Source organism: Streptococcus hyovaginalis DSM 12219, from assembly GCF_000420785.1.
Lineage (GTDB): Bacteria > Bacillota > Bacilli > Lactobacillales > Streptococcaceae > Streptococcus > Streptococcus hyovaginalis.
In genome coordinates this window covers 138706-153352 of the sequence record NZ_ATVP01000006.1, presented here as the reverse complement: position 1 = coordinate 153352, position 14647 = coordinate 138706, and the positions used below count along the sequence as shown (strand labels likewise).

14 protein-coding genes are annotated in these 14647 nt (G+C 39.7%); 11 read left to right on the top strand and 3 right to left on the bottom strand.

Annotated elements, in window-relative coordinates:
- Positions 1 to 17: 17 nt before the first annotated feature.
- From G574_RS0105930 to G574_RS0105920, 3 genes are all read right to left on the bottom strand, one after another.
- Positions 18 to 962 (bottom strand): ABC transporter substrate-binding protein, encoded by a 945-nt coding sequence (locus G574_RS0105930; protein ID WP_029691394.1) that lies wholly within the window; start codon positions 960 to 962, stop codon positions 18 to 20.
- A gap of 12 nt (positions 963 to 974) precedes the next feature.
- Positions 975 to 1760: an ABC transporter ATP-binding protein gene (locus tag G574_RS0105925; RefSeq protein WP_029691393.1), complete on the bottom strand. Its 786-nt coding sequence runs from the start codon at positions 1758 to 1760 to the stop codon at positions 975 to 977.
- A 195-nt stretch (positions 1761 to 1955) separates the two neighbouring features.
- Complete coding sequence (locus tag G574_RS0105920) at positions 1956 to 3401, bottom strand: UDP-N-acetylmuramoyl-L-alanyl-D-glutamate--L-lysine ligase (protein ID WP_029691392.1); 1446 nt, start codon at positions 3399 to 3401, stop codon at positions 1956 to 1958.
- Positions 3402 to 3488: 87 nt separating this feature from the next.
- Between G574_RS0105920 and G574_RS0105915 the strand changes: the two genes are divergently transcribed.
- From G574_RS0105915 to G574_RS0105865, 11 genes are all read left to right on the top strand, one after another.
- Positions 3489 to 5123: a putative polysaccharide biosynthesis protein gene (locus tag G574_RS0105915; RefSeq protein WP_029691391.1), complete on the top strand. Its 1635-nt coding sequence runs from the start codon at positions 3489 to 3491 to the stop codon at positions 5121 to 5123.
- Between the two features lie 193 nt (positions 5124 to 5316).
- Positions 5317 to 6411: a cystathionine gamma-synthase gene (locus G574_RS0105910; RefSeq protein WP_029691390.1), complete on the top strand. Its 1095-nt coding sequence runs from the start codon at positions 5317 to 5319 to the stop codon at positions 6409 to 6411.
- A 10-nt stretch (positions 6412 to 6421) separates the two neighbouring features.
- Positions 6422 to 7591 (top strand): MalY/PatB family protein, encoded by a 1170-nt coding sequence (locus G574_RS0105905; protein WP_029691389.1) that lies wholly within the window; start codon positions 6422 to 6424, stop codon positions 7589 to 7591.
- A gap of 90 nt (positions 7592 to 7681) precedes the next feature.
- The gene (gene upp, locus G574_RS0105900; RefSeq protein ID WP_017769108.1) at positions 7682 to 8311 is read left to right on the top strand and encodes a uracil phosphoribosyltransferase; all 630 of its coding nucleotides are present in this window, start codon (positions 7682 to 7684) and stop codon (positions 8309 to 8311) included.
- A gap of 290 nt (positions 8312 to 8601) precedes the next feature.
- Entirely contained in the window at positions 8602 to 9192 is a 591-nt protein-coding gene (locus tag G574_RS0105895; RefSeq protein WP_029691388.1) for an ATP-dependent Clp protease proteolytic subunit, read from the top strand.
- A 321-nt stretch (positions 9193 to 9513) separates the two neighbouring features.
- On the top strand, positions 9514 to 9780 hold the full coding sequence (locus G574_RS0105890; RefSeq protein WP_029691387.1) for a DUF2129 domain-containing protein: 267 nt from the start codon (positions 9514 to 9516) through the stop codon (positions 9778 to 9780).
- Positions 9781 to 10011: 231 nt separating this feature from the next.
- Positions 10012 to 11193, top strand: coding sequence for an ABC transporter substrate-binding protein (locus tag G574_RS0105885; RefSeq protein ID WP_029691386.1), 1182 nt, complete (start codon positions 10012 to 10014; stop codon positions 11191 to 11193).
- Between the two features lie 121 nt (positions 11194 to 11314).
- Complete coding sequence (locus G574_RS0105880; protein ID WP_029691385.1) at positions 11315 to 12184, top strand: branched-chain amino acid ABC transporter permease; 870 nt, start codon at positions 11315 to 11317, stop codon at positions 12182 to 12184.
- Between the two features lie 4 nt (positions 12185 to 12188).
- Positions 12189 to 13142: a branched-chain amino acid ABC transporter permease gene (locus G574_RS0105875; protein WP_029691384.1), complete on the top strand. Its 954-nt coding sequence runs from the start codon at positions 12189 to 12191 to the stop codon at positions 13140 to 13142.
- Positions 13142 to 13906, top strand: a complete 765-nt coding sequence (locus G574_RS0105870; protein ID WP_029691383.1) for an ABC transporter ATP-binding protein — start codon at positions 13142 to 13144, stop codon at positions 13904 to 13906. Before G574_RS0105875 ends, G574_RS0105870 begins: the two co-directional genes overlap by 1 nt.
- Complete coding sequence (locus G574_RS0105865; RefSeq protein WP_029691382.1) at positions 13906 to 14616, top strand: ABC transporter ATP-binding protein; 711 nt, start codon at positions 13906 to 13908, stop codon at positions 14614 to 14616. The genes G574_RS0105870 and G574_RS0105865 overlap by 1 nt, the downstream gene beginning before the upstream one ends.
- The last annotated feature ends 31 nt before the right edge of the window (positions 14617 to 14647 follow it).

Here is a 14647-nt window from a genome sequence, read left to right as displayed (position 1 = left end):
GGATTCCTTTAAGTCATTTATTTTTTAGCTTGAACAGCTGTCACGAAAGCATCGAGTTGACGCTCTAGAGAGAGAGGGTCAGCAAAGTAGAAGAGGTCGTAATCAACTTCAATGACATGACCGTCGGAAACTGCTGGAATATTTTTCCAGACATCACTTTCTTTCAGTGAAGCAGCTACTTGCTGGTTATCCTCATTGACATTGACGAGAGCATAGTCTGTGATATAGTCACCTAAAACTTCCTGTGAAACGCCTAACCAGCCCTCTTTGAAAACATCATCTTGAACTTTTTGAGGTGCTTCATATCCCAGGGCTTGGTAGATGAGCTCACTCCCGCGACCAAAAGCTGGTCCATAGAGGTAAATATTTTTATCGTAAAAATCTAAAACAGTGAATTGGGTATCGGAAGGCAGCTTTTGAGAGAGCTGGTCTTTTGCCGCTGCCACTTGCTGATCCCAATTTTTGAGCCATTCAGCAGCTTCTTTCTCTTTATTGAAAAGTTGACCAAACTGCTCCATTACCTGCAGGTAGTCACTAGCGCCAAATTCAATAGATAGAACAGGAGCGATTTTTTTGAGTTGTTGAATATTGTCATCGAGTGAAAAAACGATAATCAAATCAGGTTCTTGCGCAGCGATAGCTTCTGTATCGGCAGAGGTTAGCTGAGGTAAGTCTTTAAGTTTATCACCAAAGGCGGGATTATTTTTTTCTAAATCGAGTGAGTAGGAGGAAACATCAATACCTAGTTCGAGGAGATATCCTGTATAAGAGTAGGCGAAATTAACCACTTTTTTAGGTTTCTCAGGAATATCACCATAATAGGTAAATCCTTTTAGCTTTGGCAAACTTGAGCGATTGGTTTGAGGAGCTGATGTTTCTTCTTTCTTAGTGTTGCCACAGGCCACTAATAGGCAACCGATGACAATTAGAGCAAGGCATGAGATAAATTTTGAGTATTTCATAAATCCTCCAGGTTAGGGTAATAATTGGTAGCTAAGTAAAACAGGGACCTTTTGAATAGGATCTTCTACAAGGTGTGCCTTAATGTTAAAGATGGTCTCAAGGTTCGATACGGTTAAGATATCAGATACAGCTCCTTGATATTGAATGTCCCCATCTTTCATGGCGATAAGTTGATCAGAAAATCGAGCAGAGAGATTGAGATCATGTAAAACCATCACGATAGTTTTGCCATTTTCTTGATTTAACCGCTTGAGAAGTTCCAAGACTTCTAATTGGTGATTGAGATCTAGATATGTAGTTGGTTCGTCTAAAAAGATAGTATCTGTATCTTGCGCGAGTGCCATTGCAATCCAGACACGCTGTTTTTGTCCACCACTTAAAGTATCGACATCATTGTTAGCGAGACCAATCGTGTTAGTGACCTCCATTGCCCAGTGGATGCGACTACGATCATATGCTGTTAAACTGCCGAGGTATTTTTGGTGGGGGTATCGCCCGTAAGAAACCAATTCGCAGACAGAGATCCCCTCTGTAGCTTCTAAAACTTGTGGTAATAAGGCGATTTTTTGAGCCACTTGTTTCGTCGGCAAGGTAGCAATAGACTGCCCGTCTAAATAGATAGCCCCTTTTTCAACCTTATGAATACGCGTAAGGGCTTTTAACAGGGTTGATTTGCCACAACCATTGGCGCCGATAATAGTTGTAATAGCACCTTGGGGTACATCTAGTGATAGGTGTTCAATGATCATTTTATGGTCGTAAGCTACCGAAATAGTTTCAGCCTTTATGTCAGACATCGTAGCCAATCCTTTCTAATTTGTATTTTTGTAAAAATGCCTTCTTCACCTTTATAGCTAGAGAGGCAAGAACTTAGCAAGCACTTCCCAAATGTGCGGATACGTGTTTGATTATAGCACAGTAAAAGGGCTATCAAAAGCCCTTTTACTATAATAAGAATGGTTCAAAAAACACCTGATAATGATTCTAAAAAACTATAAAAAAGATTGTGCCACAGCAAGATCACCTAGGTAAGGTGAGCGCTCACCTTTGACAATTTGATAAGCATCAGCTCCTTTGCCAGCAATGATGACAGCGTCTTTAGCTGTTTCGGTACGCTGCATAGCTTCTTTAATGGCTAATTCGCGATCGATGATTTTGTCAACTGGACGATTGATATGACTGGCAATCTCGTCGGCAATAGCCTGTGGTTCTTCAAAATTAGGGTCATCAGCTGTCAAGATGACATCAAGCTCTGGATACTGGTTGATGACCTGTCCAAAATCGGCGCGACGACTTTCGCCTTTATTTCCAGGAGCTCCAAGGATCAAGATGATTTTCCCTGTTTGGTGGTGACTGACGACATCAAGCAATTTGGTCAGACTATCCCCGTTGTGAGCGTAATCTACAAATACCTTGGCTTGATTAGCTTGGGTGAGGACTTCCATACGCCCGGGAACACTGGTTTGGGCAATGCCTTTTTGAATATCTTTAGGGCTAGCCCCTAGTCGTAAGCAAGCTAGACCAGCAGCCATTGCATTTTCTTGATTGAAGTGTCCGATAAGTTGGATATCATAGTGCTCAGCTAATTTTCCTGTCGTTTCAAAAGTGAAGGCAGAGCTCTTTATAATCAGGTTTTCGGAGTCTCCACTGTAGAAATCATGAGGCCTTGTTGCTACTTGTTCTTTGACAAGTTCAAAATGATCCATAGCGCTATTCACAACAACTGACTGGCTATTTTCTAGGAGCAGGCGCTTGTGGTAAAAATAATCTTCAAAAGTTGGGTGTTCAATGGGACCAATGTGGTCTGGACTGATATTTAAAAAGACACCAACATCAAATGTTAAGCCATAAACTCTTTTAACCAAGTAAGCCTGACTAGAGACTTCCATGATTAGGTGAGTCATTCCATTTTCAACCGCCTCCGCCATCATTTTAAAGAGATCTAGGCTTTCTGGTGTTGTGAGTGTTGATTTAAAGAAGTGCTTGCCATCTAATGTGGTATTCATTGTCGATAACATAGCTGGTCGATGGCTTTGTTTTAGAATATTATAGGCGAAGTAAGCTGCTGTGGTTTTTCCCTTAGTTCCTGTGAAACCTAATAACTGCAATTTTCTCTCTGGATGATCGTAAAAAGCCATCGCAAGCAAACTCATGGCTTGTTTGATATCATTGACTAGAATGACCGGGATTCCAACTTGATAGTCTTGTTCAGCAATATACCAAGTAAGTCCCTTTTCAATAGCTTGGTTGAGAAATTCCGCCTTAAATGAAGCACCTTTCACAAAAAAGAGAGTTTCAGCATCGACATCACGGCTATCATAGCTTAGTTTGGTAAAGGTCACCTTATGACAGTCGTAGACGTATTTCCCATTATCGCTGATTTCACGGTAATTCGCGTCATTTTTTAAAATATGTAACACAGTCTCTATTTGTATCATAACTCCTATTTTAGACTTATGGTTAAGGTTTTACAAGTCCTAGGCAAAAGTTTATAATGAATTGAAGAAAAATTAGAAGGATCACTTATGTCTGAAACAAAACCGAAGATCTCTCAACAAGAGCAGATGATTCGAGGAACAGCCTGGTCTGCAGCTGGTAATTTTATTAGTCGTCTCTTAGGAGTCGTTTACATTATTCCTTGGTATCTGTGGATGGGGCAACATGCTAACGAAGCCAACGCCCTCTTCACACAAGGTTATAATATTTATTCTCTCTTTCTTTTGATTTCGACCTCTGGTTTGAACGTAGCAGTGGCCAAACAGATTGCGAAGTACAATGCCATGGGTAAGGTAGGAGAGGCTATTCAGTTAATCCGTGAATTTTTAAAATTGATGCTCCTACTGGGTTTAGTTAGCGCAGGGGTGATGTACTTTTTATCGCCAATGATTGCTAGTGCGTCTGGTGCAGGAAAAGAGCTTATTCCTGTTATTCAGAGTCTATCTTGGTCAGTCTTGATATTTCCTGTCATGAGTGTCATCCGAGGTGTTTTTCAGGGTTACAATGATCTGGCTCCCGCTGCGAAAAGTCAAGTTGCAGAGCAGATTATCCGTGTGATTTGGATGCTTTTAACAGCTTATTTCATCATGCAAATAGGTTCTGGAGATTATGTCCAAGCAGTGACCCAATCCACTTTTGCGGCCTTTCTAGGTATGATTGCTAGTATGGGGGTGTTGCTTTACTACTTAGCCAAGGCGCAGCTACTTAAGCCTATATTTTTGGCAAAAGAGAAAAATATTGCAGTTGATGCTAAGGCTCTCCTCATCGAGACTTTTAAAGAGGCTATTCCCTTTGTCGTTACTGGGTCAGCCATTCAGGTTTTCAGTTTGATTGACCAAATGACCTATGTTAATGTTATGGAGAAAATGACCGATTACAGTAAGTCTGAGTTGTTGGTACAGTTTGCTTATTTTGCGTCAAATCCCAATAAAATAGTTATGCTTTTGGTTTCAGTAGCAGCTTCCATAGGAGGTGTTGGGATAGCACTTTTGACTGAAAATTATGTCAAAAAAGATATGAAAGCGGCAGCTGATTTGATTACTAATAATCTACAGATGCTCTTCATGTTTATTGTTCCTGCTATTGCGGGGGTGATCATTTTGGCTAAGCCAGTTTACACCATATTTTATGGTGCTCCAAATGAGATGGCTTTAGGCCTCTTTATCGCTGCCATGATCCAAACCATTTTCTTAGCCTTGTATGTCATGCTGTCACCAATGCTACAAGCCATGTTTGAAAATCGTAAGGCACTTCGTTATTTTGGCTATGGTTTAGTCACCAAGTTGATTTTGCAATTTCCTACGATTTACATGTTCCATAGCTATGGTCCGTTATTATCAACTTCTATTGCGTTAGCAGTGCCTATCTGTCTTAGTTATAATCATTTGCAACGTGTAACCTCGCTGGAATCCTCTCATTTGAGCCGACGTCTCCATTTGATTAATATCATGTCGCTGATTATGAGTGTCTTGGTCGTTCTGGTAACCTTTGTCTTGGGCTTTATCTTAAATCCTGAGAGACGATTTGACAGTGCCGTTTATCTTTTGATCGCCGGTGGTGTAGGGATTATGAGTTATGGATATCTCTCATTGAAGACACGTATGTTGGATAAACTTATTGGAGGAAGAGCTAATCGTTTGCGTGAAAAATTAAGAATAGGCTAACGACAAGAATGATAACCAGGAGAAGTTCTGACCAACGGTGCTTTTCTTGGTTTTTTTGGTTATAAATAAAAACTATTTGAATCTATTACCAATCGGTATAATAAGGAGTCGTTTATCTGCTAAAAGAAGTGATAAAATGGTGCTAAGTGACAAAATACTTGACGAATGAGCAAAATGGACAAAGGAGAGAGGTATGACAGAAAATTATCAACTGGCAACTTTATTAGTACAAGCAGGTATCAAATCAGACGAGGCTACAGGAGCTTTAGTGGCACCTATTCATCTGTCTACGACCTATCAACATCCCGAGTTTGGCCAATCAACAGGATTTGATTACACACGAACCAAAAATCCTACGAGAAGCACTTTGGAAACAACCTTGGCCAAAATTGAACACGCTGATTATGCAATTGCGACAAGTTCAGGGATGAGCGCAGTCGTCTTGGCTTTTTCTGTTTTTGCACCAGGCAGCCGGGTTGTTGCTGCGCGTGATTTATATGGGGGTTCTTTCAGATGGTTTAAGCAGCAGGAAGCTCAAGGAAATCTGTTTTTTACTTATACCAATACTGAGGAAGAGATGATTTCAGCCATCGATGAGACGACAGATGTTGTTTACATTGAGACGCCGACCAACCCTTTAATGATTGAATTTGATATTGCTAAAATAGCAAAAGTCGCGCATGACTATGGCGCACGGGTTTTGGTGGATAATACCTTTTATAGCCCTATTTACCAAAATCCTATTCCACTAGGAGCAGATCTTGTGATTCATTCAGCGACAAAATACCTATCAGGGCATAACGATGTTTTGGCAGGCGTTGTCGTGACTAATGATCTTGAGCCGTTTGACCAACTCATGTATCATTACAACACGACAGGACCTAATCTCTCCCCTCTTGATTCCTACCTCTTAATGCGTGGTCTTAAGACACTAAAATTGCGTATGGAAGCTGCAACAAAGAATGCGAGAGAATTAGTGACCTTTTTAGAGAACCATGAAGCTGTCAAAGAGGTGCTCTATACAGGAAAAGGTGGTATGATCTCCTTTAAAGTCAAAGATCAGAAACAAATACCAAGCCTATTAAATAATCTCAATATTATTAGTTTTGCTGAAAGTTTAGGTGGTGTGGAAAGTTTAATCACCTATCCGGCAACGCAGACCCACGCAGACATTCCAGAAGAAGTGCGAGCTTCATATGGTTTAACCGACGATCTTTTAAGACTGTCGGTCGGTATTGAGGATATTATTGATTTGAAGGCAGACTTAAAACAAGCTTTAGAAAACTAAGGAGTTGGGTATGACACAATATAATTTTACGGTTCTCCCAGAGCGATTAAAAACGAATGCGATCAAGTGGCAAAAAGTAAAAGAAGATCCAGATATTATCCCATTATGGATAGCTGACATGGACTTCCAGGTCTTTCCAGAGATGACTAGAGCTTTAGAAACCTTTGCGAAAACGTCTGTTTTTGGTTATGATGCGCCTAAAGATAGCTTATTTACAGCCATTCAAAATTGGGAAAAAAACCAACATCAAGTTGACATTTCAAAAGACGATATTGTTTTGATTGAGGGTGTTGTACCAGCGATTTCCGTAGCTATTAATGCTTTGACAAAAGTAGGGGATGCTGTCCTCATTAACACCCCAGTTTACCCACCTTTTGCCAGAAGTGTGAAGCTTAGTGGTCGACAATTGGTTACAAACACATTGGTCGAAGTTGACGGCCATTTTCAAATTGATTTCCAACAGTTGGAAAAAGATTTGGTAGACAATGCTGTTAAACTTTATGTTTTTTGTAGCCCACATAATCCAGGTGGTCGGGTCTGGACGCCAGAAGAACTTCATAAGCTAGTAGCCTTGTGTCAAAAGCATAATGTCTACTTGGTGTCAGATGAGATTCATCAAGATTTGGCTTTGTTTGGGCATAAACACCATAGTTTACTTTCTGATACCTTTGGGGAGAAAGAGCGGATAATAGTTTTAAGTAGTGCAACAAAGACCTTTAATATCGCAGGGACCAAAAATAGCTTTGCCTTAATCCCGGATCCTAAACTACGCAAGGCCTTCAAAGATGCCCAATTGATTAACAATCAACACGAAGTATCAACGTTAGGCTTCCTAGCAACAGAAGTAGCTTTAACGCAAGGTCAGAATTGGTTACAAGAGTTGAAGAATGTTTTGGAAACTAATATTGATCTAGTCGTTAGCGTATTGGAGTCACAGACAGATATTAAAGTGATGAAGCCAGAAGGTACTTACTTAGTTTGGCTAGATTTTTCAGCTTATGACCTTAGCCATAATGAGCTTGGTCGAGTGCTGGAAGAAGATGCCAAGTTAATTCTCAATGACGGCATTACTTTTGGGAAAGAAGGAAAATACCACTTCCGCTTAAATACTGCAACACCAACAGCGCTATTAAAAGTAGCTTTAGAACGTCTGGTGAAGCATTTTCCAAAGTCTTCCTAGTATTTTTCTGAAATGCTTTCGATAAATCCTCCCTTAGTGGCGGATTTTTTGATATAATAAATAAAAAACGATAGAAAGTGGTTTCAAATCATGGGAAAATTCCAAGTCATCTCACATCCGCTAATTCAGCATAAGCTATCTATTTTACGCCGTTCAACAACAGCAACAAAAGACTTTAGAGAATTAGTTGATGAAATTGCTATGTTGATGGGATACGAAGTGTCACGTGACTTACCTCTTGAAGACGTTGAAATTGAAACACCTGTAACAACAACGGTTCAAAAACAACTGGCTGGTAAAAAATTAGCTATTGTTCCGATTCTCCGTGCGGGTATCGGTATGGTTGATGGCCTCCTTAGCTTGGTTCCAGCGGCAAAAGTTGGGCATATCGGTATGTACCGTGATGAAGAGACATTAGAGCCTGTTGAATACCTTGTGAAACTGCCTGAAGATATTGATCAACGTCAAATTTTCTTAGTTGACCCAATGCTTGCGACAGGTGGTTCGGCGATTTTAGCAGTGGATTCACTCAAAAAACGTGGGGCAACAAACATTCGTTTTGTTTGTTTAGTAGCTGCACCAGAAGGTGTTGAAAAATTACAAGCAGCACACCCAGACGTAGATATTTACACAGCTTCGCTTGATGAAAAACTTAATGAGCATGGCTACATTGTTCCTGGCCTTGGTGATGCAGGTGATCGCCTCTTTGGCACAAAATAAAAATAGGATGAATATTATTTGGAGGGGAGCAAGCGATTGCTCCTTCCTTTTAAGGTGTTTTTAGCACTCTAAGGGATAGAATGCTAAAAAAATGAGTTTTTTATTTGACCTTTTTTGACCTAAGTTTTATAATAAAATCAGTCAAAAATTTGGTGACCATATGTTACCTAAAAATGTCATCGAATATGTCCTACAGGTGATGAGAAAAGGAGAGCTCCTAAAGCTAGTTCTAATCCTCGTTTCTCATGTCTTGTATGGGCTTAGAATCTTAGTTTAAAAGGGAGAACAGTATGATTCCTGTAGTTATTGAACAAACGTCGCGCGGCGAACGCTCTTATGATATTTACTCACGTCTCTTAAAAGATCGTATTATTATGTTAACAGGTCCAGTAGAGGACAACATGGCTAACTCAGTCATTGCCCAGTTACTTTTCTTGGATGCACAAGATCCAACTAAAGATATCTATCTTTATGTTAATACTCCAGGTGGCTCTGTATCAGCTGGTTTGGCTATTGTGGATACAATGAACTTTATTAAGGCTGACGTTCAAACCATTGTTATGGGTATGGCAGCTTCAATGGGAACGATTATTGCTTCATCAGGTGCCAAAGGGAAACGTTTTATGTTACCAAATGCAGAGTACATGATGCACCAACCAATGGGTGGTACTGGCGGTGGTACCCAACAAACAGATATGGCCATTGCAGCAGAACATCTTTTGAAAACACGTAACAAATTAGAAAAAATTCTTTCTGACAATTCTGGTCAAACCATGGAGAAAATTCATATTGATGCAGAACGTGACCGTTGGATGGATGCTGAAGAAACCTTGGAATATGGTTTTATCGACGCTATCATGAACAATAATGAATTAAAGTAATTCTGGGGTAAAAGGAACCCTGCTGAGCAGTTCTTAAAATCCTTTAAGTTTTTGTCGCTTTCTTGTTTCCAAGCGACAACCTAAAAAGATTTCGAATGCTTGAAACGACAGTATTTCAAGCATTTTTATAATGTTGGAAAGTCGCGGTTTGTATTCGCTCTGCTGACAAAATAAGCCCAAATGGTTATTTTTTCTAAGCAGAGCTACTTAGTCTGTTTAGAAGAGTATCATTTTTCTATGTTCGGAACCCTGCTTCGGCGGGTTTTTTATTGTTAAAAATTTGATATAATAGTGGCAAACGCGTAAAAAAAGAAGGATAATATGGAAATCAAAGAAAGAGTTGGGATAGCTGTCTATCTCTACTATAATCGAGATGCTAGAAAATTAAGCAAATTTGGAGATGTTTTATACCATTCCAGGCGCTTCAAGTATCTGATTTTATACATTAATCGTGACGATCAGAAGACAGTTGTCTCCAAATTAAAGCAAATGAAGATTATCAAAAAAGTTAAGCCATCTGCTTTTGATGATATTGATCGCTCATTTGTTGGGAATTTAGGAAACCATAGAGAAGAGAGTGTGATCTGATAGACGCTCCTTTTATAATTGTCACAATAAGCTAAAAACTAGTGATAGGTATTAAAAAGTATATTTTTTGCAAAAGATTGCTGGCTAAGGAGATAGTAAATTTCTCTAGAGGCTGTCATTATAGGGTTTTGGAGCAGGAAAAGGAGTTTTAAAAAAGAAGAAATAAAACTATTGACAATTTTCTGATAATTCAGTATTATTATGTAACATACTTGAAGGAGATTATTTGATATGAAGAAAAAGTTAACATTTGCAGCAGTTGCATTTATGAGTACAGCGGTTCTTGCAGCTTGTGGAGCCGCTCCAGGAAGTTCCCCATCAGGTAGCTCTGAAGCTGCTGGTACAAAAATTGGTGATACCATCAAGTTAGGTGTTAACTTGGAAGTGACTGGTGACGTTGCTGCTTATGGTGTTCCTGAAAAACAAGCTGTTGATTTGGCTGTTAAAGAAATCAATGATGCAGGTGGTGTTGACGGTAAGAAAATTGAATTAGTATCGAAAGATAACAAATCTGATAACGCCGAAGCAGCTACAGTAACGACTAACCTCGCGACTCAAAGTAAAGTTAACGCTATCGTTGGTCCAGTAACATCAGGTGCGGTAGCCTCAGCTAGTCCAAATGCTCAGTCTGCAGCTGTTCCGCTTGTGACACCAAGTGGTACTCAAGATAATCTGACAGTTGATAAGAATGGTAAAACTTATGACTATATCTTCCGTACGACTTTCATTGACAGTTACCAAGGTGAAGTGTTAGCGCGTTACGCAACTGAAAATATGAAAGCTGACAAAGTGGTTCTTTACTTTGATAACTCAACGGACTACGCTAAAGGCGTTGCCGAAGAATTTAAGAAAAACTATAAAGGTGAGATCGTTGCTGAAGAAAACTACCAAGCTAAAGATACAGACTTCCAATCAGCTTTAACGAATCTTAAAGATAAAGACTTTGATGCGATCGTTCTTCCAGGCTACTATCAAGAAGCTGGACCATTGTTGAAACAAATGCGTGAAATGGGTATCGATGCACCAGTTATTGGTCCAGATGGTTTGGCAGATGATAAGTTAACAGAATTAGCTGGCGCTAAAAATGTAACGGATGTTTCTTACATCTCAGGTTTCTCAGCAACTAGCTCAGATAAGGCGGCAGAATTTGCGAAAAAATTCGAAGCAGAGTATGGTGATGCACCATCAATGTTTGCGGCCCTTGCTTATGATTCTGTTTACATGATTGCTGAAGCTTCTGAAGATGCTAAAACATCTAAAGATATCGCTAAAAATTTAGCTAATATCAAAGATTTTGAAGGTGTTACCGGAACAATGACAATCGATGATAAACACAACCCAGTGAAATCAGTTACTATAATCGGTCTTACAGAAGGCAAAGAAAGCTCAGCAACAGTTGTTGAAGCAGAATAATTTTTGATAAAGAGACACTTGTTTTAAACTCGTTCTTGTTATCAAATGGTATACATGATAACATCTGAGGAGTGATCCTTCTCAGGTGTTCTTATTTTGATAGAAAGTTTGGTAAACTCTTATGTTACAACAACTTGTCAATGGTCTTATTCTAGGCAGTGTGTACGCCCTATTGGCACTTGGCTATACCATGGTATATGGTATTATCAAGCTGATTAACTTTGCGCACGGTGATGTCTACATGATGGGAGCCTTTGTCGGTTATTATCTAATTTCAACGTTTCATATGAACTTTTTTGTAGCGCTTATTTTAACAATGATCATCACAGCAGCTATCGGGGTTCTCATTGAATTTTTAGCTTATCGTCCTTTGAGAAATTCAACTCGTATTGCAGCTTTAATCACAGCAATTGGGGTATCCTTCTTTTTAGAATACGGAATGGTTTACTTGGTAGGTGCTGAAGCACGGGCCTTTCCTCAAGCTATGAAAACAGTAAAATATGATCTGGGTCCAGTCAGTGTGACCAATATCCAATTGATTATTTTAGCAGTGTCTATTATTTTGATGTTGGCACTGAATTATATCGTTAAACAAACTAAGATGGGGAAAGCGATGCGTGCCGTATCTGTGGATAGCGATGCCGCTCAGTTGATGGGGATTAATGTAAATTCAACGATTAGCTTTACCTTTGCGCTGGGTTCTGCGATGGCAGGTGCTGCAGGTGTCTTAATTGGTCTTTACTACAATACAATGAACCCATTGATGGGAATGGCACCAGGAATTAAGGCTTTCGTTGCCGCTGTTCTTGGAGGAATCGGTATCATTCCTGGAGCTGCAGTCGGTGGCTTTATCATCGGGATGTTAGAAACCTTGTCAATAGCAATCGGCTTATCTAGTTATAAGGATGCTGTCGTTTACGCTATTTTAATTGTTATCCTACTCGTTCGTCCTGCAGGAATTCTTGGTAAAAATATTAAGGAGAAGGTATAAGCAAATGACAAAAAACATCAAATCTATTTTAGCTTGGTTTGCGCTTATTGCAGTTGCTTTCCTAGTACTTAATCTATTAGTCAGTGCAGGCGTTTTGGGACTTTACCAAATCCAAATTTTAATGGGAATTGGTATCTCAATGATTATGGCTATGGGAACAAACCTTGTTCTTGGTTTCTCAGGTCAGTTCTCTTTGGGACAAGCTGGCTTTATGGCTATTGGTGCTTACGCGACAGCTATCATGACGAATAGTAATCCGACTTATGCAGGTTTTTACATCTCGATGTTAGTTGGGGCATTGATTGCAGGTTTAATTGCAGTCTTAGTTGGCTTTCCTACGCTTCGTTTAAAAGGGGATTATTTGGCGATTGCAACTTTGGGGGTTTCAGAGATTATTCGTATTGCCATTGTGAATGGTGGTGAACTCACAAATGGTGCTGCAGGATTGACAGGTATTCTTCCTTATACCTCTTGGCCAGTTGTCTTTATCTTTGTGGTATTGATTGCTATTCTTATTATGAATTTCTTACGAAGTTCTATTGGTCGCCAAGTGATTTCTGTACGTGAAGATGAGATTGCTGCAGAATCTATGGGAGTTAATACAACAAAAATTAAGGTCATTACGTTTGCTTTTGCGGCTATGACAGCAGCTATCGCTGGATCGCTTTACGTTGGTTATATCGGAACTGTTGCGCCTAAAGACTTTACGATCATGCGTTCGATTGACTACTTGATTATTGCGGTATTAGGAGGTCTAGGCTCAATGACAGGAACAATTGTCGCTGCTATTGTCCTAGGTATCTTGAACATGTACCTGCAAAATGTGGCAGAGCTTCGGATGATCGTTTATTCACTAGCCTTGATCTTAGTTATGGTTTTCCGCCCAGGCGGCTTATTGGGGACTAAAGAATTAATCCTATCGAAATTTTTCCAGAAAAATAAAGGGGGCAATAGCTAATGGCCTTACTTGAAGTTACAAATTTAACCAAACATTTTGGTGGTTTAACAGCCGTTGGGGATGTTACTCTAGAGCTGAATGAAGGAGAGCTTGTTGGGCTCATTGGCCCTAATGGTGCCGGTAAGACGACACTGTTCAATCTGTTAACGGGTGTTTACGAGCCTTCAGAGGGGACAGTTGTGTTAGATGGTACCTTACTTAATGGTAAGAACCCTTATACCATTGCCTCTTTAGGGCTATCTCGGACCTTCCAAAATATCCGTTTGTTTAAGAATATGACGGTCTTGGATAACGTCCTACTTGGTATGAATAACCATCACAAACCTCATACGTTATCAGCTTTATTGCGCCTGCCTAAGTTTTATAACAGTGAAAACAATCTTAGAGAAAAAGCTATGGAATTGCTGACTATTTTTGGTTTAGAAACTAAAGCTGATCATTTAGCGAAAAATTTACCTTATGGGCAGCAACGCCGTCTTGAAATTGTTCGAGCTCTAGCGACAGAACCTAAAATTCTCTTTCTAGATGAACCAGCTGCGGGGATGAATCCTCAGGAAACGGCGGAATTAACAGCGTTGATTCGCCAAGTTAAGGAAGAATTTGGTATTACGATTATTTTAATTGAACATGATATGAGTTTGGTCATGGAAGTGACAGAACGTATTTATGTTTTGGAATATGGTCGTTTGATTGCACACGGGACGCCAGACGAAATCAAAAATGATAAACGCGTTATTGAAGCTTATCTTGGAGGTGAATTATAATGACAATGTTAAAAGTTGATAACCTCTCAATAAGCTATGGTGCCATTGAAGCGGTAAAAAATGTTTCTTTTGAAGTTAACGAGGGAGAAGTTGTTTCCTTAATTGGCGCCAACGGTGCAGGGAAAACGTCAATTTTAAGAACGATCTCAGGATTAGTGCGTCCTAAAGAAGGTAAAATCACTTTTTTAGGCAATGAAATCCATAAAATACCAGCTAGAAAAATTGTTGCAGATGGCTTGTCACAAGTACCTGAGGGACGTCATGTCTTTGCGGGTCTAACTGTTATGGAAAACTTAGAGATGGGTGCCTTTCTAAAGAAAGACAAAGACCAGAATCAAAAGAATTTAAAACGTATTTTTGAGCGCTTTCCACGCTTGGAAGAGCGTAAAAATCAAGATGCCGCTACTCTCTCTGGTGGTGAGCAACAGATGTTAGCCATGGGGCGTGCTTTGATGAGTCAGCCTAAATTATTGTTGCTAGATGAGCCATCAATGGGCTTGGCTCCGATTTTTATCCAAGAAATTTTTGATATTATCCAAGACATTCAAAAGCAAGGAACAACAGTTCTTCTTATTGAACAAAATGCGACTAAGGCTTTGTCAATTGCGGATCGTGGCTATGTTTTAGAGACTGGGAAAATTGTTCTTTCAGGAACAGGTCAAGAACTTCTGGAATCAGATGAAGTTAGAAAAGCTTACTTAGGTGGCTAAACTATTAAAGCAGTTATTTGAGTCGATGGCA